Origin of the sequence: Streptomyces sp. NPDC059788 (assembly GCF_042732265.1) — a bacterium.
Taxonomy (GTDB): Bacteria; Actinomycetota; Actinomycetes; order Streptomycetales; family Streptomycetaceae; genus Streptomyces.
Map to the genome: position 1 here is coordinate 94,916 of NZ_JBHWHY010000015.1, position 19,644 is coordinate 114,559.

Here is a 19,644-nt window from a genome sequence, read left to right on the forward strand (position 1 = left end):
CCGATGCGTGGAGGAACGGTCGCCGTCGTGGGCGGGAGCGTCGCCGGATGCGCCGCCGCACTCGCCGCACACCGGGGCGGCGCGGCTGAGATCACGGTGTACGAACGGGCCGCGGGCGCGCTGGCGGACCGCGGCGCCGGACTGGCCGTGCACAACGACCGCTACGCCGAACTGGCGTCGGCCGGCTACATGGACGCCGACATGCCCTGGATTCAGCTGTCCCGCCGCCGCTGGTACACGCGCGACGGCACCGCACGGCTCGGCCGGCCGGTGGGCCAACTGCCCTTCCCGTTCCGTACGTACAGCTGGGGGCCGCTCTGGCGCGAGCTGCGCGCCCGGATGCCCGCGAGCGCGGTGTTCCGCGGGGACAGCCCGGTCCGTACGGTCGAGGCCTCGGCCGACGGCGCGTCGGTGCACCTCGAAGACGGCACCGTCCACCCCGCCGACCTGGTCATCGGCGCGGACGGCTACCGCTCCGTGGTCCGCGCCGCCGCCTTCCCCGCCACCCGGCCCGAGTACGCGGGGTACCTCGCCTGGCGCGGCGCCTTCCCCGCCGCGCGGCTGGACGCGCTCGCCCCGGACCCGGGTACGGCGTGGCCGGTCGAGGACTGTGTCTTCGCCGTGTTCCCCGGCGGCCATGCCGTGATCTACCGCATCCCGGACGGCACCGGCGGCCACCGCGCCAACTGGGTGCTGTACGCCGCGCCGCCCCCGGAGGCGGACCTCCGGCTGGACACCCCCACCAGCCTGCCGCCCGGCACCCTGGGCGAGGCGCTGCACGCCCGCTTCGCGCAGATCACCGGCGAACTCCTGCCGCCTTTCTGGGGCGAACTGCTCCGGCTGACGCGGCCCGAGGAGCTGTTCATCCAGCCCCTGTACGACTTCACGGCGCCGCACTACGCCACGAGCCGTCTGCTGCTCACCGGTGACGCGGCCACCGTGGCCCGTCCGCACACCGGTGGCGGCGCGGTGAAGGCCCTCCAGGACGCCACCGCGCTGGAGGCGGCCTGTGCCGGTGCCGACACCTGGCCGGAAGCGGCCGCCGCGTACGACGCCGCGCGCGGCCCGGCGGGCACCACGATGATGGAACTCGGCCGCCGTCTGGGCGATTGCCTGGTCCTGCGCAGCCCGGACTGGCGGACGGTGGGCCAGGCACAGCTGGACGCGCTGTGGGCGGGCGCCAGCGCAAGCGCGTTCGGCGGGCGCGCGCTGGCGGACGAGCTCGGTCCCGCCCGCGTGGCGGAGCGGTAGCGGCCCGCGGGTCCGGTTCCGCCACGGAACCGACACGGCTCCACGGCGTACGGCCGGGGTGAGAGCCGTACCGAGGGCCGCCGCCGGCGTCCGGGCCGTCCCCCGGCGCCGTTGCCGTCCGCGCCGCACACCGAATGCCCGTACGGCGGAATCCGGGCACCGTACAAGCGCCCGAACGCGTACCGGACAATGGAACCGCCGAGGCCGGCCCGCCACCACGGGCCGGCACACCATGGACGGACGGGACTGATCAGACATGGGACGGGTCACCGAGCGACGCCGCGTCATCCGCATCCGCGACGGAGCCGTGAGCACACGCCCGGACACCCTCGTCGGCGAGGAGCCGCTGGAGATCCGCCTCGGCGGCCGGCCGCTCGCCATCACGATGCGCACCCCTGGCGACGACTTCGCGCTGGCCGCGGGCTTCCTCGTCAGCGAGGGCGTGCTCGGTGCCGCCGGGGAGCTGGCGAACATCGTGTACTGCGCGGGCGCCACCGAGGACGGCTCGAACACGTACAACGTGGTGGACGTCCAGCTCGCGCCCGGCGTCCCCGTCCCGGACATCACCCTGGAGCGCAACGTCTACACGACGTCGTCCTGCGGCCTGTGTGGCAAGGCCAGCCTGGACGCGGTCCGCACGTCTGCCCGCTGGCCCCTGGACCCGCCCGCCGACGCCGCGGCCCGCCTCACTCCCGCGGCCCTGTCCGCCCTCCCCGGCCGGCTGCGGGCCGCGCAGCGCGTGTTCGACCGGACCGGCGGGCTGCACGCCGCCGCGCTCTTCGACACCGACGGCGCGCTGCTCGACGTACGCGAGGACGTGGGCCGCCACAACGCCGTCGACAAGGTCGTCGGCCGCGCCCTCCAGGACGGGCGGCTGCCGCTGCGCGACACCGTCCTGATGGTCTCCGGCCGGGCGTCGTTCGAACTCGTCCAGAAGGCGGTCATGGCGGGCATCCCCACCCTCGCCGCCGTCTCCGCGCCGTCCTCCCTCGCCGTCGACCTGGCCGTCGAGAGCGGGCTGACGCTGGTGGGATTCCTGCGGGGTACGTCGATGAACGTGTACGCGGGCGAGGAGCGGCTCGCGCTGGGCGCGGAGGCGGGCCGGATCTGACGGCGGGTCACGGGGGCGGCTGAGCCCGGCGGCGACGGGTCACGGAAGGGGCGGCTGAGCCCGACGGCGGCGCGGCACGGCGGCCGGGCCGTCAGTCCGTTGCCGCCCCGGCTCCAGGCCTCGCCCCGGGCCCCGACCCTGCCCCCGGTTCCACGACGCGCGCGAGCAGCGCCATCAGCTGTTCGCGTTCCGCGGGGGTGAGGCCCGCGGTCAGCTCCGCGTTCGCCCGGTCGCCCAGCCGCTCCGTACGGCGCAGCCGGCGCTCCCCGGAAGCGGAGATCTCGATGGCGTTCTTGCGCCGGTCCCTGGGGTCGGGAGTGCGGGTCACCAGCCCGTCGGCCTGCAGGTCGTTGACGACCGCGACCATGTCCTTGGGGTCGATGCCCACGCTGCGGCCCAGTTCCGCCTGGGAGACGGGCCCCAGTTCACCGACGGCCGACAGCACGGCGTGGTGCATCATCCGCATGCCCTCCTCGGCCAGCGCCTCCGCGACCAGGCGGTGGCCGCGGGCGGCCGCCCGGCCGAGGAGCCAGCTGGGGAGGGCGCGGATGCGGGCGGGCGCGTAGGGAGTCTCTGCCATGGGAGGAGCCTATCCGGAAAACCATTGGGGCGACCAACGAAGACTGCTACCGTTGGGCCACCCAACGGTTTCCGGATGTCCGGAAACCGCCCCTGCGCGTGGCGTGCGGCCACGCCCGCTCCCCCTCGGAGGTGCCCATGCGGCGAGTCCGCTTCCACGCGTACGGCGGCCCGGAAGTCCTGCGGGTCGAGGAGGCCGAGGCCCCCGAGCCCGGCCCCGGCGAGTTGCTGGTCCGTACGGAGGCCATCGGCGTGAGCCTGCCGTCCGTGCGCCGCACGCGCGGCGACGGCAAGGGCGGCGGCACCCCGCTGCCCGCCGTGCTCGGCGGCGAGGTCGCCGGAGCGGTCACCGGCCTGGGGCCGGACGTCACCGGCTTCGCGATCGGCGACCGCGTCACCGGGCTCTCCTTCACCGGCTCGTACGCCGAGGCGGCCACCGTGCCCGCCGCGCTGGCCTCCCGGATACCGGACGGCGCGACCAGCGTGGACGCCGTCGCACTGGTCCGCGGCGGGCAGGTCGCGCTCGCCGCGCTGGCCACCGCGGCCCCCGTGGGCCCGGAGTCGGTCCTGATCACGGGCGCGGCCAGCGCCACCGGGCACCTGGCGGTACAGCTGGCCAAACTGCGGGGCGTGCCGCGCGTGGTGGCGGCCGTCGGCTCCGCCGGCAAGGCGGACTTCCTGTACGGGCTCGGCGCGGACGAGGTCGTGACGTACGAGGACGGGTGCTGGGGCGAGCCCGCCGACATCGTCCTCGACGGCGTCGGCGGGGACCTGCTGCCGCGTGCGGTGGCGGCCCTCGCGCCGGGCGGGCGGCTGGTGTTCTTCAACTCGGGCGGCGGCACGGTCCCCGCCCACGACCTGCTCGCGGGCGCCAAGACGGTCACCGGGCTCACGATGGCGCGGTTCGCCGCCACCCGCCCGGAGCTGTACGAGCGGCACGGCGCCGAGCTGTGGGAGCACTTCTTCGCCGGCCGCCTGCGGGCCGCCGTGCACGCGCGGATTCCGCTGGCCGAGGCCGCGCGCGCCCACGAGATCATCGAGGCGCGCGGCAACCTCGGCAAGGTCGTCCTGCTCGCCTGAACCGCCTTCCCCGCCTGGCGGCCCGTACGGATGTGCCCGGCGTGCTCCGCACGGGGGAAATCCGGCCGGGCGCGAAGAAGCGCCGCGCGTGGCTTGTGACAGTGCCGGGGGCCCAGTAGCTTCCTGCGCACCGGAGGCGGGACATGGGACATCCTACGTAGGACGTGGGATGTCATGACGTGTGCCGCTTCCCCCAGGCTCATCCCGCTCACTTCCTCCTCCGACGCCTCGCCGATGCCTCGAAGGGCAGGTCGGATCATGACGTCACCACCCCGCGCACACGACAACCACCGGAGCAGACCCGCCACCGGAACCGGCGGCCCCGAAAGAGACCCCGGCCCCGGCCGGGGCCGCCCCGACCAGGGCTCCCGGCGGCGGGTCCGCCCGCTGGCCGCGCTCGCCACGGCGGCGGCCGTCCTGGTCCCGGTGGCCACCGCCCAGGCCCGCCCCGCCGCCTCTCCCCCCGCCACCGGCTTCGAGCAGCAGGTGCTGTTCAAGGCGTCGCAGGAACACGGTTACGCGTGCTTCCGCATCCCGGCCGTCGTACGGTCCGCCGACGGCACCCTGCTCGCCTTCGCCGAAGGCCGGGTGAACAACTGCGGCGACGCCGGCGACATAGACCTCGTACTGAAACGCTCCACCGACGGCGGCCGCACCTGGGGCCCCCTCCAGGTCGTCAACGAGGGCGGCGGCGACACGCACGGCAACCCCGCCCCCGTCGTCGACCGCGAGACCGGCCGCATCCTCCTCGCCGAGACCTACAACAAGGGCCGCCCCGACGCCGGGAACTGCGACGTGCCCTGCGACCGCACCCCGCACCTCCAGTACAGCGACGACGACGGCGCCACCTGGTCCACGCCACGCGACCTGACCGCCGAACTGCGGCCCGCCGGCTGGAACTCCTGGTACGCGACCGGGCCCGTGCACGGCATCCAGCTCGCCCGGGGACGGCACGCCGGACGGCTCGTCTTCACCGTCAACGCCGAGAGCTACGGCGGCGGCCGGATAACGGCCAACCACGCGGCGCTGATGCTCAGCGACGACGGCGGCGACACCTGGCGGGTCGGCGCCGTGGACAGCTACCCGACCGCCGCCGACGGCACCTTCCGTCAGAAGCCGTCCGAGATGAGCCTGCTGGAACGCTCCGACGGCTCGGTGTACGTCAACGGGCGCGAGCAGGACGGCACGGACCTCGGCCACCGCACGGCCGCCGTCAGCCACGACGGCGGCGCGTCCTTCGCCCGGCCCTTCGGCGCCCTGCCCGGCCTGTACGCGCCGATGGTGCAGGGCTCCGTGCTGCGGCTGCCCCCACGGGACGCCCGCGGGCCGGGCCGTACGCTCTTCGCCGCGCCCGCCGACCCCGACCGCCGCCGCACGATGACCGTCCGCTCCTCGTACGACGAGGGCCGCACCTGGGAAGGAGTGGAGCGCGGTGCCCGGGTCACCACCGACTGGTCCGGCTACTCGGACCTGGTGCCCGTCTCCCCCGGCGTGACCGGACTGCTGTACGAGGGCGGCGCGGCCGACGCCCGCGACGAGATCCGCTTCGCGCGCTTCACCGACGACTGGCTCGGCCCGCGCCGCGCCCCCGACCCGACGACGCCCGACCGCGCACGGCACGCCCGGCCCGCGCTCGTCCTGGGCGGTGCCCGGCCGGTCCCGGGGCGCTTCGGCGACGGACTCTCCTTCGACGGCCGGGACGACGCCGTACGGCTGCCCTTCCGCCGCTCGCTCCCCCTCGGCGACGGCGATTTCACGTGCAGCCTCTGGTTCCGCTACCGCGCCGCCTCCGGCGAACAGCCCTTCCTGTGGATGGGCGGAGTGGGCACCCGCAGCCCGCAGGTGGCGCTGCGCGGCGATCCCGCCCGCAACCGGGTCGCCGCCCTGCTCACCGCGCTCGACGGCGCCCGGCCGCCCGCCACCGCCGAGGTCGCCGCCACCGCGGCGTACAACGACGGCCAATGGCACCACCTGGCCCTGCGGCGCACCGGCGGCCGGCTGGCTCTCACCGTCGACGGCACCGAGACCCGCACGGTCCCGGACGTGCCGGGCTCCGTGAGCCGCAACTCGGTCTTCGGTGTCCACGCGGGACAGAAGGTGGACAGCCGCGTCCAGCTCTCCGGCGACCTGGACGAAGTGCGGGTCTACGGGCGGGCGTTGGACGACGACGAGCTGGCGCGCGTACGCCGGGACAACGCGCGCGTCCCCGGTCCCGTCGTCCTGGACCTGCCGCTGGACCGTGTGGACGAGGAGGACTGACAGGCCGTCACACCCCGGGCGTCCGGCGGCGCCCGCGGAGCGGACCGGTCGTGGCGCACCGGCCCGCTCCGCGCCGCACCGGACGCCCGGAGCGGACGCTCAGGCGATCGGGTCGGTGTGCCGCAGCCGGTTCGGGAACGCCTCCACGAGCGTGCCCCAGCCGCCGAGCGGGAAGAACACCGTCACCCACGAGCCGTCGGCGAAGCCGATCTCGTGCGTGCCGTGCCGCACGTCCTTGCGGTCCCGCAGCCAGGTGATGTCCTGGCGGGCGGCGGCGTAGGCGTGCTCGACCGCGCCGGCGACCTTCTTGCCGTCCGAGGAGAGCTGCACCCGCACCACGTGCATCCCGCCCCCGGTGAGCAGCAGCACCGACAGGTACTTCTCCTCGGTACGCGGGCGCAGGGCCGCCGCGAGCCGCCCGGCCGCGCTCTGCCAGCCACCGTGCCACTGCGCGCCGCGGTCCTCGCCCCGCCGGTCCCGGGCGTCCACCGCCGCGTTCACCGGATTGAGCCGGTCCAGCAGCTGCTCGGCGCGCCACGCCCCGGCGAGCAGGCGGTCACCGGCCGACGGCCGACGGCCGAAGGCGTCCGCCCGGTGCGCCGCCGGGGGTTCCGGGACCCGCTCGCCCGGCTCGACGGTGTGCCCGTCCACCAGCGTCTCGGCCGGCGGCAGCAGCGCCGCCGCCCGCCCCCTGGCCTCGCGCGCGAGCGCGTGCCGGTCGGGCGGCGACAGCCATGCCTTGACGCCGGACCAGGACGTGAGCACTTCGCCGATCTTCACCCGAACGCCTCTCGCACGGACTTCTTGGCCTGGTCGGGATTCTGCCCCATGCGCTCGTCGAAGCTCTGCGACGGCGGGCGCTTTCCGTACTCGTACGCCTCCTCCGCGAGCCCCGGGCCGTTCTCGGTGACGGACCCCGTCACCGCGCCGCCCGGATCGACGCCGAGCATCCCCTTGGCGAGGTTCTTGCCCTGCTTCCACGCCACGTACTGGGCGATGTCGCTCGCCGCGGGCATCTCACCGCGCCGCAGACTCCCGGCGATCTTCCACTTCGCGCCCTTCCACTCCTTGATCTTCGCGCGGTCGAGACCGCGCAGATACCGGCGCAGCCGGGAGAGTTTGGCCAGAGCCTGGGTCTGGCGGGCGATGTCGGCGAGCTTGTCGGCCAGCTTCGCCGCGATCCGGGTCGCCTTGGCCGCCCGGTACGCCACGTTCGCCGCGCCCGCCATCGGGCCGATCGCCGCCGCCGCGCCCGCCGTCAGCACCGCCAGGATGGCCGTGGTCGCGGCGGTGACCATCAGGGCCTCGACGATCTCGACGAGCAGGTCCGTCATGGCCTGCTCGGCGATGACGCAGGCGGCGCCCGCCATCTCCAGCAGCTCGGCGACGGTGTCCATGTCGTCGGCCTCGCCGAGCAGCGCCTGCTCGAAGTCGGTCATGGTCTTACCGAAGCCCTGGGCGGCCTCGCTCTCCCACACCCGCTCGACGGACTTGCGCTCGGCGACCAGGTCCTCCACGACGCCCCGCAGGTCACGGGCCGCGCTCCGCCACTCCTGGGCCGTCTTCTCCAGCAGCTCGCTGTCGCCGGTGACCCAGTCGAACCACTCGTCGGCGCCGCACTGTTTGAGGACGCCCTTGATGACCTCGTCGAGGGTGGACGCGAGGGGATTGCTCCAGTCCAGGACGTAGTTGACGCGGTCCAGGGCGCTGCCGGCCGCCTGGCCGACGCCCATCAGGCACCGCCCCCGAAGCCGCGCGCCGTCTCGTCCTCGTTGGCGTCGTAGTTGTCCGCGGACCCGCGCACCGCCTCGGCGATGGTGCGCAGCATCTCCGCGCTGTCCTCCAGGTCCGTACCCGACTGGGTCTTCTGCTCGATGTAGTCGGCGCGCAGGCTGTTGGCCTCCGGCAACTGCCCGAAGGTGCCGTCCGACAGATCCAGCGCCGCCGTACGACTGCGGATCTTCGCGATCCGGTCGGCCGCGCTCTCGGCGGCGCGCGCGTAGGTGCGCAGCGCGTCGCTCTCGACGTTCGTGCCCTGACTCATGAGACCCCCGTTGCCATTCTTTTACCAACTCATGACACACGAACCCCGGGCGTACGTCAACGCACACCCGGATCGCCGGGGGGAGTTGGCACCGTTTCGGGCGATGTGGGGGTGGCGCGGCCCCGGCGGCTAGCGGGAGGTGCCCGCGCCGACGCTTTCGCCGCGCCGCGGCCGCACGCTCGTCTTGCGCCCGCCGGACTCGGGCAGCGCCCCGGACTCGCCTCCGGCCCCGGCCCCGGATTCCGGCTCGTCGGGTGCCTGTGCCGCGTACCGCTTCGCGAGGACCGCGCAGACCATCAGCTGCATCTGGTGGAACAGCATCAGCGGCAGCACCGCCAGCCCGGCCTGGGCGCCGAACAGGACGCTGGCCATGGGGAGTCCGGCGGCCAGGCTCTTCTTCGAGCCGGCGAAGGTGATGGCCAGACGGTCGCCGCGGGGAAAGCCGGCCTTCCTGGAGCCGTAGGACGTGATCGTCAGCATCAGGGCCAGCAGGACGGCCTCCACGCCCAGCAGGCTCACCAGGCGCCACGGGGAGACCTGGTGCCAGATGCCCTCGACCACGCCCGTGCTGAAGGCGCTGTAGACGACGAAGAGGATCGAGCCGCGGTCGACGAAGCCGAGGATCTTCTTGTGGCGGGTGATGAAGCCGCCGATCCAGCGGCGTAGCAGCTGTCCGGCGAGGAACGGCACGAGCAGCTGGAGGACGATCGAGACCAGGGAGTGGGCCGAGAACCCGCCCCCGTCGCCGCCCAGCAGGAGCGCCGCCAGCAGCGGGGTCACGACGATGCCGACGAGGCTGGAGAAGGAGCCCGCGCAGATCGCCGCCGCCACGTTGCCGCGTGCTATGGAGGTGAAGGCTATCGAGGACTGGACGGTGGAGGGCACCAGGCACAGGAAGAGCAGGCCGGTGTAGAGCGGCTGCGTCAGGACGTAGGGGACCAGGCCGCGGGCGGCCAGGCCCAGCAGCGGGAAGATCACGAACGTACAGGCCAGCACCGTCAGGTGCAGCCGCCAGCTGCGCATCCCGGCGAGCGCCTCGCGGGTGGAGAGCCGGGCGCCGTAGAGGAAGAAGAGCAGCGCGACGGCGCCGGTCGACGCGTCGTCGGCGACGGTGGCGGCCGTGCCGCGGGCGGGGAGGAGCGCCGCGAGGCCGACGGTGGCGACGAGGGCCAGGATGAACCCGTCCACGGGGAGCCAGGAGGGGATCTTGAGCTGAGGGCGGCGCATGTTCTCTCTTCGGTCGGCGCTGGGCTGTCGGAGCGGGTGGACGGTGCCCTCTCCAGCCTGCCTGGCGCCCCTGCCATCGGGAACCCCTCTTACCGTGGTGACTGCTATCACGGTTCGTGATGGGCGTCTAGACTGGAAAGATGTTCGATCCGGTGCAGTTGCGTACGTTCCTCGCGGTGGCCCAGACGCTGAGCTTCACGCAGGCCGCGCACCGCCTGGGCCTGCGGCAGTCCACCGTCAGCCAGCATGTGCGCAAGCTGGAGGAGGCGGCCGGGCGCCGGCTGTTCGCCCGGGACACCCACGCCGTGGACCTCACCGAGGACGGCGAGGCGATGCTCGGCTTCGCGCGCACGATCCTGGAGGCCAACGAACGGGCCGCGGGCTTCTTCACGGGCACCCGGCTGCGCGGGCGGCTGCGGTTCGGGGCCTCGGAGGACTTCGTCCTGACCCGGATGCCGGAGGTGCTGGAGGAGTTCCGGCGCGACCACCCCGAGGTGGACCTGGAGCTGACCGTCGAGCTGTCCGGGACGCTGCACGAACTGCTGGCGGCGGGCCGCCTCGACCTGGTCCTGGCCAAGCGGCGCCCCGGCCCGGCGCGCGGCCGGGCCGAGGCGCCCACCGGCCGGCTCGTCTGGCGGGACCGGCTGGTGTGGGTCGCCACGGAGCGGCTGCGGCTGGACGCGCGGCGGCCGGTCCCGCTGGTGGTGTTCCCGCCGCCCGCGGTGACCCGGGCCCGCGCGCTGGAGGCGCTGGAGCGGCAGGGCCGCGCCTGGCGCATCGCCTGTACGAGCGGCAGCCTGAACGGTCTGATCGCGGCCACCCGGGCCGGTCTGGGCGTGATGGCGCACAGCCTCGGCATGATTCCGCCCGGCCTGGTCCGGGTGCCGTCCCGGGCCGGGCTGCCGGACCTCGGCGGGGTGGACTTCGTGCTGCTGTACGGGGACGAGCGGGACCGCGCGGCCAGGGGCCCGGCGGACGCCCTGGCCGACGCGATACTGGCGGGCGGCGACCGGTTGCAGCTGCCGTAGCGCCGTTCCCGGAGGGCCGCCGCGCGCCGCCCGTCACCGCCGTATCCCGACGGTCACCGCCGGACGTCCCGCCCCCGGTCCGCCCGTCACCACCGTGCCAGCGAGCCGGACACCGCGTCCCACAGGGCCTGGCGGGCCCGCAGCGCCTCGATCACGGTCTCCGCGCCCTGGGCCCACTTCGCCCGGTCGTCGCCGCAGACCTCGACGAGCATCCGCATGGCCATCGCGGTCTGCTCGTCACCGTCCGCCTCGGTATGCCGGACGAGGAAGTCCTTGAACGTCGCCAGCCGCTCCTGGGGTCCCCCGATGCCGGCGACCCGCCCCGCCATGCCCGGAATCAGGTCGGCGCGCCCGAAGGCGAACGTGGCGGCGCGGCAGTGCAGGGGCGCGTGGGCGACGACGTCCCAGGTCGCGACGGTGAAGTCGGCCGCCGCCGGAGGCACGTTCGCGTCCTTCAGCGCCTTGGCGACCGTGCTGCCGTCCAGCAGCAGGGCCACGAAGGACTCGACGGGCTCGGTGTCGGCCCCGGTCCGGCGCATACCGTCCACATAGAGCTCGAAACGGCTCGTGTACCCGTCTTCGAGGGCGTCGCTCTCCTCGGCGAGGGTGATCTCGTTGATCAGCCGGCGGCCGACCGGCGGGCCCTGCGGCACCCACGGCAGGGCGGTGCACGTGAGGTCCCGCTGCAGGCTCTTGAGCAGCGACATGAAGACCCACACGGCGAAGACGTGGTGCTCCTGGAAGGCCGCGACCCGACAGGGGCTGGTCAGTTCGCCGTGGACGCGGTGGCCGAGGACGTGGTCGCGGGCCGGGGCGATGCGGCTGCGCAGGGCGCGCAGGCCGGGGTGGGCCGGGACGCCGGTCGTGTGCTGGGCGGGGCCGCCGGTCGCGCGGCGGCGGGTACTGGTCATCGTCGCCTCCATCGGCGCATCGGAGCGGCGGCGGTCAGGCGGCGGACGGCGCGGTGGCCCGCAGGGTGAACAGCAGCGGGCACTCGCCCTCGATGCGGGCGGGGAGCCAGTACCTGCCGTCCGCACGCCGCTCCAGATAGGGCAGCATCGGGAACCAGGCGGACGGGAACTCGTGCAGGAACTCCGGCCGCAGTCCCGCCCGGATCACGCTGGTCACGATCTCGCCGAGCGAGTGCGCCCAGGTGTACCCGGCGACCGCGGTGTCCGCGCCGGGTTCGGCGTAGGCGCCTTCCAGGTCGTGGGTGACGGGTTCGTCGCGGTGGAAGTACGGGTAGCGCAGCCGGGGCCCGTCCGCGTCCTCGTCGAAGTCCAGGACGTGCACCATCGGGTGGTACTCGGCGACGTACAGCACCCCGCCGGGCGCGAGGTAGCGCGCCGCGGAGCGCGCCCACCGGTCGATGTCCGGCAGCCAGACGAGAGAGCCGAACGAGACGTACACGATGTCGAAGCGGTGGTCGAAGCCGGGCGGCAGGTCGTAGAGCTGCGCGCAGACGAATTCGGCGGGCAGGTCCGCGGCGGCCGCGATGGAGTGGGCCTGGGCGATGGCGGACGGCGAGAAGTCGACACCGGTCACCTGGGCCCCGCGCCGCGCCCAGCTGAGCGTGTCGAGGCCGAAGTGGCACTGGAGGTGGAGCAGCGAACGGCCCGCCACCGGCCCCAGCTCCCGCGGCTCGAAGGACTGCAGGCTCTCGTGCCCGGCCAGGAACCCCTTCACGTCGTAGTGGTCGCTGCGCACATGGGCCTCGGTCCAGGTGTCCCAAAGGGCCCGGTTGCACTCGGCCCAGCGGGCGTGGTCGGCGGCGTCCGCCCCGTACGGGACCGGCCGCGTGAAACCCGAATTCACCGATAGCGTCATGGCTCCTTCTCCCCCTCGAACTGTGCTGCTCTCCCCGTAGGGCGTTGCGCGACCGCGCCGGGTGACGCGCCGGGTGACGGCCGCTTCGATGCCAGGGATACGGAGCCGGGGGCCCACCCGTTCACCGCGATTTCCGGCCCGGTGCGCGGCCGGCGCCGTGGCCGGGTCCGTTCGCAGAGATTTGGTGCAGATCCGGTCCCGACGTCGTGATCGTTCGGGGCCCACCGCCCACGCCGATGTCCGGGCTTCTCCGAAGTCGCCCGGTTTCGGCGCATGACCAGCGTCTATGCCACCGGTCCGCCGGACCGGGCGCCCCTCCCGCGGGCCGCACGGTTGGGGTACGGTCGCGGCCCGGTGAGAAGCACCAGGAGGAGCTGGGTCATTGCGCGAGTTCTCCGTCCCGCCGCTGGCGACGGCGCCCCGCGTCGGCGGGTTGGCGGACGCCGTCTTCGACCATGCCGACTCCGCGCCCGGCCGGGTGGCGCTGGCGCGCAAGGACGACGCCGGGCAGTGGCGGGAGGTGACCTCGGCGCAGTTCCGCGACGAGGTCCTGGCCCTGGCCAAGGGGCTGCTCGCGCAGGGCGTCCGCTTCGGCGACCGGGTCGGCATCATGTCCCGTACCCGCTACGAGTGGACGCTGTTCGACTTCGCCCTGTGGTCCGTGGGCGCCCAGTCCGTACCGCTGTATCCCACCTCGTCCGCCGAGCAGGTCTACTGGATGCTGCACGACGCGGGGGTGACGGCCTGCATGGTCGAGCACGAGGACCACGCGATGACCATCGGCTCGGTCATCGACCGGCTGCCGCAGCTGCGCCGCCTGTGGCAGCTGGACGCCGATCCGGTGGCCGAGCTGACGGCGGCGGGCGCGCATCTGGAGGACGACGTGGTGCACCGCCACCGCATGGCGGTCACCCCGGACGCGACCGCGACGGTCATCTACACCTCCGGCACCACCGGCCGCCCCAAGGGCTGCGTGATCAGCCACGCCAACTTCATGGCCGAGGCCGACAACGTCGTCCGGCGCTACGAGACGGTCTTCCACTCCCGGCCCGGCGACGAGGCGTCCACCCTGCTGTTCCTGCCGCTCGCCCATGTCTTCGGGCGGATGGTGCAGGTCGCCGCCGTACGCGGGCGGGTCAAGCTCGGCCACCAGCCCGACCTGTCGGCCGCCGCCCTGATCCCGGACCTCCAGTCGTTCCGGCCCAGCTTCGTCCTCGCCGTGCCGTACATCTTCGAGAAGGTCTTCGCGGCGGCCCGGCGCAAGGCCGAGGCGGAGGGCCGGCTCGGCCCGTTCGAGAAGGCCGTCGAGGTGGCGGTCCGCTACGCCGAGGCGCTGGAGCACAAGGCGTTCGGCACCGCGTCGGGGCCCGGCGCGCCGCTGCGGATGCAGCACCAGCTCTTCGACAAGCTGGTCTACAGCAAGGTGCGCGAGGCGATGGGCGGCCGGGTGCGGCACGCCATGTCGGGCGGCTCCGCGATGGAGCGCCGGCTCGGGCTGTTCTTCGCCGGCGCCGGGGTGACCATCTACGAGGGGTACGGCCTGACGGAGTCCACCGCCGCCGCCACCGCCAACCCGCCCGAGCGCACCCGCTTCGGCACGGTCGGCTCCCCCGTGCCCGGCACGACCGTGCACATCGCCGAGGACGGTGAGATCTGGCTGCACGGCGGCCAGGTCTTCCAGGGCTATCTGAACAACGCCAGGGCCACCGACGCGGTCCTGCACGACGGCTGGCTGGCCACCGGCGACCTCGGCGCCCTCGACGAGGACGGCTATCTGACGATCACCGGCCGGAAGAAGGAGGTCCTGGTCACCTCCGGCGGCAAGACGCTCTCGCCGGTCGTCCTGGAGGAGCGGGTACGGGCGCATCCCCTGGTCGCCCAGTGCATCGCCGTCGGCAACGACCGCCCGTACGTGGCGGCGCTGGTGACCCTGGACCCGGAGGCCGTCACCCACTGGCTCGCCATGCGCGGCAAGCCGCACCTGCCGCCGACGGACCTGGTGCACGACCCCGACCTGGAGACCGAGATCCGGCGGGCCGTCGTCGCCGCGAACACGCTGGTGTCGCAGGCCGAGTCGATCCGTACGTTCCGGATACTGGCGCACCAGTTCAGCGAGGAGCACGGTCTGCTGACGCCGTCGCTGAAGCTGAAGCGCAAGGCCATCGAGGCGGCGTACGCGACGGAGGTGGAGGCGCTCTACCGGGCGTGAGGGGACCGTGGCCGAGGGGCCCGGCGTGAAGGGCCCGGCGTGAAGGGCCCGGCTCCCCCGGACGGCGGAGGCGGTTCATCCCCGGGCCCGAGGTGCCGTGCGCGGGCCGCCGGAAGGCTCGTGGCATGAACACCGACAAGCGCACGGGCCGCCAGGTCCTGCTGGGCCGGATCGCCGTCGCGGCCTGCGCCCCGTATCTCCTCCTCAAGCTGCTGTGGGTCCTGGGTTTCGACATCGGCGTCGTGAGCCTGGGGGGAATCGGGCGGGGCGCGTGGATCGCGGCCAACGCCGTCACGTTCCTCATGGACGCCGTGGCCGCCGCCGTCGCGTACGCGCTCACCCGCCAGGCCGGCCCGCGCGTCCCGGCCTGGCTGCTCGCCCTGCCGCTGTGGACGGCGTCCGGGCTGCTCACGCCCCTGGTCCTCGCCGTACCGGCGGGGTCCGCCGTCGCCGCCGTGACCGGCGCGGCGAACCCGATGGCGTCCGGCGAGCTGCTGCGGCCCTGGGTCTTCTTCCTCGTCTACGGCGCGTTCATCGTCGAGGGCATCACCCTGCTGAGCGCCTTCACGGTGTACGCGCACCGGCGCTGGGGCGCACTGCTGCGGCGGCGGCTGAGGTCCGTACCGGCTCCCGCGCCGGGCGTGCGAGCGGTACGACGGCTGCTCGGTGTTCCTTCGGCCCTGCTCCTCGCCGCCATCGGCACCGTGGACGTGCTGTGGGGCCTCGGTGTGCCGCCGGGCGCCGGAGCGGCGGCCCTGCCCGCGCGGAGCGCCATCACGGTCGCGTCCGACATCGTGCAGGGCCTGCTGGCGCTGGCCGGGGCGGCGGGGCTGGGTGCCCTGCTCTTTCCCGACGGGGGACCCTGGCGCGGGCTGCGTACGCGGGTGCCGCTCGCACTGGCCTGGCTGGGCTCGGCGACGGTGTTCGCGTGGGGCGCGACCCTGTGGCTCGCGTGGGCCGCGGCGGACGCCCTGTCGGGCGCCGCGTACGTCCCGTCCCGTGGGCTGCCCGGCCTGGCGGGTGCCCTCGAACTGGTCGCCGGCCTGGTCGTGCTGTGTCTGGGGGCGCTCACCCTCGCGGCGGAGACGGACCGGGAGTCCCCGGCCCCGCACGAGCCGTCCCCCGCCGCCCGCCCCCGGACTCTTCACATTCGCTGAAGGTGCGCGGGAATGCTCCGTGCCGGATGATCGTTGACGTCGGAGAACATGCACGTCGACCTAAGGATCGAATCGCTCGTGAGCAAGGTCCCCCACATCACCCTCAACAACGGCGTCACCATGCCGCAGCTCGGCTACGGCGTCTGGCAGATCCCGGACGACGAGGCCTTCACGGCCGTCGGAAGCGCCCTGGAAGCCGGATACCGCAGCATCGACACCGCCGCGATCTACGGCAACGAGGAGGGCACGGGGAAGGCGCTCGCCGCCTCCGGCATCGCCCGTGACGAGCTCTTCGTCACGACGAAGCTGTGGAACGACAAGCAGGGGTACGACTCGACCCTGCGCGCCTTCGACACGTCCCTGAACAAGCTGGGCCTGGAGTACGTGGATCTGTACCTGATCCACTGGCCGATGCCCGCCAAGGGCACGTTCGTGGACACGTACCGGGCGTTCGAGAAGATCTACGAAGAGGGCCGCGCCAAGGCCATCGGCGTCTCCAACTTCCAGCCCGACCACCTGGAGCGGCTGATCGGCGAGACCTCGGTGGTCCCCACGGTCAACCAGATCGAGCTGCACCCGCGGCTCCAGCAGTCCGAGGCCCGCGCCTTCCACGCCCGGCACGGCATCGCCACCGAGGCGTGGTCGCCGCTGGGCCAGGGCAAGGACCTGCTGCAGGACCCGACGATCACCGAGCTGGCCGGCAAGCACGAGCGCACCCCCGCGCAGATCGTGCTCCGCTGGCACCTCCAGCTCGGCAACGTCGCCATCCCGAAGTCCGTGACCCCGTCCCGGATCAAGGAGAACATCGACGTCTTCGGCTTCGAGCTGGACGACGCCGACATGTCCGCGCTCGCGGCCCTGGACTCGGGCACCCGCCTGGGCCCGGACCCGGACACGATGAACGGCTGAGGCACCGCCACCGGACACCGGTCCGGTGCCCCGCCTCCCGCGACGCCGCCGCCCCGCCCGGGGCGGCGGCGTCGCCCGTCTCCCCTCCTCCTGTCCTGCCAGCTCAGCCGCGGTTTCCCGGTTTCCTCCGCCGCGCGGGGGACGGGAAACCCCTTGGCCCCGGTGCGGCGCGGGACGAAGGTCATGGGTGCCGGGTCCGAGCAGTCAGCGGCCCCGGCGCACCGAGCACCACCAACGGAGGAGATCCAGATGATCCGCATTTCCCGCGCCGCGGCCGCCCTCGCGGCCACCGCGGCCCTGTTCACCCTCGCCGGCAGTACGGTGGCCGCCGCCACCGGCCCGGCCACCGTCCAGCGGACCGCCCCCGCGGTCCAGGACGTCGTCTGCACCGTCAACGACAACGGCGTCAACTTCCGCGGCGGTCCGGGCACCAACTACCCGGTCCTGGGCCAGGTGAACAAGGGCCAGAAGATGAACGCGAAGGGCCGCGAGGGCTCCTGGGTCATGGGTGACCTCTGGGGCGGCCGTACCGGGGTGTGGATCCACGTCGCCTACCTGACCTGCTGAGACCCAGCCCGCCGGCCCGGCAGCACGCCCGCGCCACGGGCCGGCGGGCTGATCACACGGCGGGGTGGTGGGGGCTCTTCCCGGCCCGGGAGGGCCACCACCCCGCCCGCACCGGCCGGCCGCCGTACGGGGCCACGACCACATCCACCGCACGCGAGCACGCCGACGGGGGCGCGTGGCGGTGCGGTCACGGACGTGAATCCACGGGGGACGGCGGCCGGCCGGTGCCGGCGGCCGGCCCCCCCCGCCCAGGGCGGCCCCGCCGGGCGGACCGGCACGCGCCGGGCCGGCCGGATCAGGCCGCCCGTGCCGTGTGGAAGGTCTGGGCGGAGAGCCAGAAGAGGTCCGGGCGGCGGGTGAGGCCCGAGGGGTCGTCGGGGTCCAGGAGGCGGTCGAGGGTGGCGCGGTCCTCCGCGTCCAGGGTGTCGCCGAACCCCTCGGCGTAGCGGGACAGCTGCCTGCTGACGTGGGCGCGCTGGGAGGGGTTCAGCGGGGCCGGCAGGTCCAGCAGGAAGCTGCGGCTGCGCGGGGAGCGCAGACCGGCGGCGGTCAGGACGGCGGGCCAGTCCTCGACGAGGTCCCGGGCGCCGGGCAGTGCCGCGCGCATCTGTACGAACCAGTCGTCGTGCACCGCGTCGAGGCGGGTCTGCAAGCCGGGGCGGCCGATGCCGAAGTCGCGGGGCAGCACCCGGGGCGCGAGGCCGCCTTCGGAGATGGCGAGCAGCCCGCCGGGCCGCAGCTGGCCGGCCAGGGCGGCCACCGCCGCGGCCTGGTCGCCGACGTGGTGCAGGGCCTTGCTGGACCAGATGAGGTCGGCGTCGCCGATCCCGTCGATACCGTCCGGCAGTTCGGCGACGCGGGTGCGGAACCGGTCGCCGAGGCCGAGGCGGGCGGCGCGGTCCCGGGCGCGCTCCAGGAGCGCTTCGGTCGGGTCGACCGCCACGATCTCGGCCTGCGGGAAGGCCTGGGCGAGCAGACAGCTGGTGACGCCGGGGCCGCTGCCGACGTCGAGCACCCGGCGTACCTCGTCGGGGCCGGGGCCGGCGGGTGTGGTCAGCAGGTCCCGCAGCCAGGCCGTGGCCTGTTCGAGGATCGGCGTCTGCAACTCCGCCTCGCCTTCCAGGTGGTCGGCGAGCGCGTCCCAGTCCATATGCGTGCTGTCGTGGTCGTGATGATGGCCGCCGTGGTCGTGACCGTGGCCGGGTGTCTGTGCGGTGGCGCCGTGGTTGTGGTCGGTCATGGGCCGAGGGTCCGACAGGAGACGCCGTAAAGCAAACATCATTGCCGGTTCGGCAAAGCACCCCGCCTCCCGGGCCGCCGGGCCGGTCACCGTAAGGTTGCGCTCCGTGGGAACTCCAGGATGGATACCGCCGACCGAGACGGAACGGCGGCTGTGCGAGGCCGGTGCGCGTGGCGACTGGGAAGGCCAGATCGCGGCGGTGGCCGGTGAGGATCTGTATTTGGTGGTGCCCCAGCAGGGCCAGGACCCGCTGCCGGTCTACGAGGACCCGGCCGGCGGCGGTACGTGCATCCCCGTGACGACCCGCGGGATGCTGCCGCCGTGGCATCCCCAGCAGCTCTTCGACCGGGTCTCGGTCGAGGAACTGGCGCAGGACTGGCCGAACGACAAGTGGAAGCTGGCGGTCAACCCGGGGACGCCGTGCGCCGCGTACCTGCCGGCCACCGCCGCGCACCGCGGCGCCTGGACGCGTATCCGCGCACAGTACGGCGTCCGGCCCGGCGGGCTGCTCACCACCCACCTCGGCGGGCCGCTGCACGGTCCGCTCGCCCAGGGCCTCGCCTGCGGCGCGCCGATCGCCGTGCACCACAGCGTGCCGTGGAACGAACTCGGCACCGCCTTCCTCGACTACGCGGCCGACGCCCAGCTGCTGCACGAGCAGTGGTCGGTCAACGATCCGGCGTCCTGGCGGCAGCGTCTCGACCAGTTGCTGGACGCCGGGTTCGTACCGGCCGGGACGGAGGAGGCGCTGCGCGCCCGCGACGGCGTGGGCGAAGACGGGGCCGGTGCGGTGCCCGAGCTGGTGGAGAAGTACGAGGAGCGTTTCCGTACGGACGGGCTGCTGCCCGCGGGCGGACGGGTGAAGTCGCTGGTCGCGCTGGACTACGCGCACGCCGTCGGTCTCGTCCGCTGGGGCCTGGGCGCCCGGTACTGCGCGCCGCCGGAGGCCGAGCAGGCGGTGCTGCGCACGGGTGAACTGGCGCGCGCGGCCTACGGCTCCTGGCAGGAGTTCTCGGCGGGGTACGCCCTGGGCCGGGTACTGGCCTTCGACAACGGCTGGTTCGGCACGGCGTACCAGGAGGCCGTGCACACCCACCGGGTACTCGGCCAGGACCCGGCGTCGCCCTGGGCGAACCTGCCGTTCGCCTGAGAGGGC

At 74.0% G+C, this 19,644-nt stretch carries 18 protein-coding genes; 10 read left to right on the forward strand and 8 right to left on the reverse strand.

What is annotated here, in order from left to right:
* The first annotated feature begins 3 nt into the window (after positions 1-3).
* Both ACFV57_RS15250 and fdhD read left to right on the forward strand, forming a co-directional pair.
* Positions 4-1,251, forward strand: a complete 1,248-nt coding sequence (locus ACFV57_RS15250; protein ID WP_385230961.1) for a monooxygenase — start codon at positions 4-6, stop codon at positions 1,249-1,251.
* A 256-nt stretch (positions 1,252-1,507) separates the two neighbouring features.
* Positions 1,508-2,362, forward strand: coding sequence for a formate dehydrogenase accessory sulfurtransferase FdhD (fdhD, locus tag ACFV57_RS15255; RefSeq protein WP_385230963.1), 855 nt, complete (start codon positions 1,508-1,510; stop codon positions 2,360-2,362).
* Between the two features lie 91 nt (positions 2,363-2,453).
* Here the strand turns inward: fdhD and ACFV57_RS15260 are convergent, their stop codons facing one another.
* Positions 2,454-2,942: a MarR family winged helix-turn-helix transcriptional regulator gene (locus tag ACFV57_RS15260; RefSeq protein ID WP_385230966.1), complete on the reverse strand. Its 489-nt coding sequence runs from the start codon at positions 2,940-2,942 to the stop codon at positions 2,454-2,456.
* Between the two features lie 137 nt (positions 2,943-3,079).
* Here ACFV57_RS15260 and ACFV57_RS15265 point away from each other — a divergent pair, with 137 nt between their 5' ends.
* Together ACFV57_RS15265 and ACFV57_RS15270 are read left to right on the forward strand one after the other, a co-directional pair.
* Positions 3,080-4,021: a zinc-binding alcohol dehydrogenase family protein gene (locus ACFV57_RS15265; protein WP_385230969.1), complete on the forward strand. Its 942-nt coding sequence runs from the start codon at positions 3,080-3,082 to the stop codon at positions 4,019-4,021.
* A 258-nt stretch (positions 4,022-4,279) separates the two neighbouring features.
* On the forward strand, positions 4,280-6,280 hold the full coding sequence (locus tag ACFV57_RS15270; protein WP_385230972.1) for an exo-alpha-sialidase: 2,001 nt from the start codon (positions 4,280-4,282) through the stop codon (positions 6,278-6,280).
* Between the two features lie 99 nt (positions 6,281-6,379).
* Here the strand turns inward: ACFV57_RS15270 and ACFV57_RS15275 are convergent, their stop codons facing one another.
* The 4 genes from ACFV57_RS15275 to ACFV57_RS15290 form a co-directional block, all read right to left on the reverse strand.
* Positions 6,380-7,060 carry a hypothetical protein gene (locus tag ACFV57_RS15275; RefSeq protein ID WP_385230975.1) on the reverse strand — a complete coding sequence of 227 codons (681 nt, stop codon included), beginning with the start codon at positions 7,058-7,060 and terminating at the stop codon, positions 6,380-6,382.
* Positions 7,057-8,013 carry a WXG100 family type VII secretion target gene (locus tag ACFV57_RS15280; protein ID WP_385230978.1) on the reverse strand — a complete coding sequence of 319 codons (957 nt, stop codon included), beginning with the start codon at positions 8,011-8,013 and terminating at the stop codon, positions 7,057-7,059. Before ACFV57_RS15280 ends, ACFV57_RS15275 begins: the two co-directional genes overlap by 4 nt.
* Positions 8,013-8,324 carry a hypothetical protein gene (locus ACFV57_RS15285; protein WP_385230981.1) on the reverse strand — a complete coding sequence of 104 codons (312 nt, stop codon included), beginning with the start codon at positions 8,322-8,324 and terminating at the stop codon, positions 8,013-8,015. The genes ACFV57_RS15280 and ACFV57_RS15285 overlap by 1 nt, the downstream gene beginning before the upstream one ends.
* Before the next feature lie 129 nt (positions 8,325-8,453).
* The gene (locus tag ACFV57_RS15290; protein WP_385230984.1) at positions 8,454-9,551 is read right to left on the reverse strand and encodes a bile acid:sodium symporter family protein; all 1,098 of its coding nucleotides are present in this window, start codon (positions 9,549-9,551) and stop codon (positions 8,454-8,456) included.
* Between the two features lie 140 nt (positions 9,552-9,691).
* On the opposite strand from ACFV57_RS15290, the gene ACFV57_RS15295 reads away from it, so the two are divergent.
* Positions 9,692-10,579: a LysR family transcriptional regulator gene (locus ACFV57_RS15295; RefSeq protein WP_385230987.1), complete on the forward strand. Its 888-nt coding sequence runs from the start codon at positions 9,692-9,694 to the stop codon at positions 10,577-10,579.
* An 86-nt stretch (positions 10,580-10,665) separates the two neighbouring features.
* Here the strand turns inward: ACFV57_RS15295 and ACFV57_RS15300 are convergent, their stop codons facing one another.
* Both ACFV57_RS15300 and ACFV57_RS15305 read right to left on the reverse strand, forming a co-directional pair.
* The gene (locus ACFV57_RS15300) at positions 10,666-11,490 is read right to left on the reverse strand and encodes a DUF3050 domain-containing protein (RefSeq protein WP_385230990.1); all 825 of its coding nucleotides are present in this window, start codon (positions 11,488-11,490) and stop codon (positions 10,666-10,668) included.
* Positions 11,491-11,524: 34 nt separating this feature from the next.
* Positions 11,525-12,406: a class I SAM-dependent methyltransferase gene (locus ACFV57_RS15305; RefSeq protein ID WP_385230993.1), complete on the reverse strand. Its 882-nt coding sequence runs from the start codon at positions 12,404-12,406 to the stop codon at positions 11,525-11,527.
* A gap of 382 nt (positions 12,407-12,788) precedes the next feature.
* Between ACFV57_RS15305 and ACFV57_RS15310 the strand changes: the two genes are divergently transcribed.
* The 4 genes from ACFV57_RS15310 to ACFV57_RS15325 all read left to right on the forward strand — a co-directional run bounded on the left by ACFV57_RS15310 (position 12,789) and on the right by ACFV57_RS15325 (position 17,248).
* Entirely contained in the window at positions 12,789-14,615 is a 1,827-nt protein-coding gene (locus ACFV57_RS15310) for an AMP-dependent synthetase/ligase (RefSeq protein ID WP_385230996.1), read from the forward strand.
* 125 nt (positions 14,616-14,740) lie between these two features.
* Positions 14,741-15,772: a hypothetical protein gene (locus tag ACFV57_RS15315; RefSeq protein WP_385230999.1), complete on the forward strand. Its 1,032-nt coding sequence runs from the start codon at positions 14,741-14,743 to the stop codon at positions 15,770-15,772.
* 78 nt (positions 15,773-15,850) lie between these two features.
* Entirely contained in the window at positions 15,851-16,681 is an 831-nt protein-coding gene (locus ACFV57_RS15320; RefSeq protein ID WP_385231002.1) for an aldo/keto reductase, read from the forward strand.
* A gap of 249 nt (positions 16,682-16,930) precedes the next feature.
* The gene (locus ACFV57_RS15325; protein WP_385231005.1) at positions 16,931-17,248 is read left to right on the forward strand and encodes an SH3 domain-containing protein; all 318 of its coding nucleotides are present in this window, start codon (positions 16,931-16,933) and stop codon (positions 17,246-17,248) included.
* A 295-nt stretch (positions 17,249-17,543) separates the two neighbouring features.
* Here the strand turns inward: ACFV57_RS15325 and ACFV57_RS15330 are convergent, their stop codons facing one another.
* Positions 17,544-18,488, reverse strand: a complete 945-nt coding sequence (locus ACFV57_RS15330) for a class I SAM-dependent methyltransferase (protein ID WP_385231007.1) — start codon at positions 18,486-18,488, stop codon at positions 17,544-17,546.
* 124 nt (positions 18,489-18,612) lie between these two features.
* Here ACFV57_RS15330 and ACFV57_RS15335 point away from each other — a divergent pair, with 124 nt between their 5' ends.
* Positions 18,613-19,638, forward strand: coding sequence for a DUF1266 domain-containing protein (locus tag ACFV57_RS15335; protein WP_385231215.1), 1,026 nt, complete (start codon positions 18,613-18,615; stop codon positions 19,636-19,638).
* Positions 19,639-19,644: the final 6 nt, after the last annotated feature.

What these genes read in the sequence shown, in the direction of transcription:
- ACFV57_RS15250 (WP_385230961.1), top strand. Translation starts at nt 4, where the DNA reads ATGCGTGGAGGAACGGTCGCCGTCGTGGGCGGGAGCGTCGCCGGATGC.
- fdhD (WP_385230963.1), top strand. Translation starts at nt 1,508, where the DNA reads ATGGGACGGGTCACCGAGCGACGCCGCGTCATCCGCATCCGCGACGGA.
- ACFV57_RS15260 (WP_385230966.1), bottom strand. Translation starts at nt 2,942, where the DNA reads ATGGCAGAGACTCCCTACGCGCCCGCCCGCATCCGCGCCCTCCCCAGC.
- ACFV57_RS15265 (WP_385230969.1), top strand. Translation starts at nt 3,080, where the DNA reads ATGCGGCGAGTCCGCTTCCACGCGTACGGCGGCCCGGAAGTCCTGCGG.
- ACFV57_RS15270 (WP_385230972.1), top strand. Translation starts at nt 4,280, where the DNA reads ATGACGTCACCACCCCGCGCACACGACAACCACCGGAGCAGACCCGCC.
- ACFV57_RS15280 (WP_385230978.1), bottom strand. Translation starts at nt 8,013, where the DNA reads ATGGGCGTCGGCCAGGCGGCCGGCAGCGCCCTGGACCGCGTCAACTAC.
- ACFV57_RS15285 (WP_385230981.1), bottom strand. Translation starts at nt 8,324, where the DNA reads ATGAGTCAGGGCACGAACGTCGAGAGCGACGCGCTGCGCACCTACGCG.
- ACFV57_RS15290 (WP_385230984.1), bottom strand. Translation starts at nt 9,551, where the DNA reads ATGCGCCGCCCTCAGCTCAAGATCCCCTCCTGGCTCCCCGTGGACGGG.
- ACFV57_RS15295 (WP_385230987.1), top strand. Translation starts at nt 9,692, where the DNA reads ATGTTCGATCCGGTGCAGTTGCGTACGTTCCTCGCGGTGGCCCAGACG.
- ACFV57_RS15300 (WP_385230990.1), bottom strand. Translation starts at nt 11,490, where the DNA reads ATGACCAGTACCCGCCGCCGCGCGACCGGCGGCCCCGCCCAGCACACG.
- ACFV57_RS15305 (WP_385230993.1), bottom strand. Translation starts at nt 12,406, where the DNA reads ATGACGCTATCGGTGAATTCGGGTTTCACGCGGCCGGTCCCGTACGGG.
- ACFV57_RS15315 (WP_385230999.1), top strand. Translation starts at nt 14,741, where the DNA reads ATGAACACCGACAAGCGCACGGGCCGCCAGGTCCTGCTGGGCCGGATC.
- ACFV57_RS15325 (WP_385231005.1), top strand. Translation starts at nt 16,931, where the DNA reads ATGATCCGCATTTCCCGCGCCGCGGCCGCCCTCGCGGCCACCGCGGCC.
- ACFV57_RS15330 (WP_385231007.1), bottom strand. Translation starts at nt 18,488, where the DNA reads ATGACCGACCACAACCACGGCGCCACCGCACAGACACCCGGCCACGGT.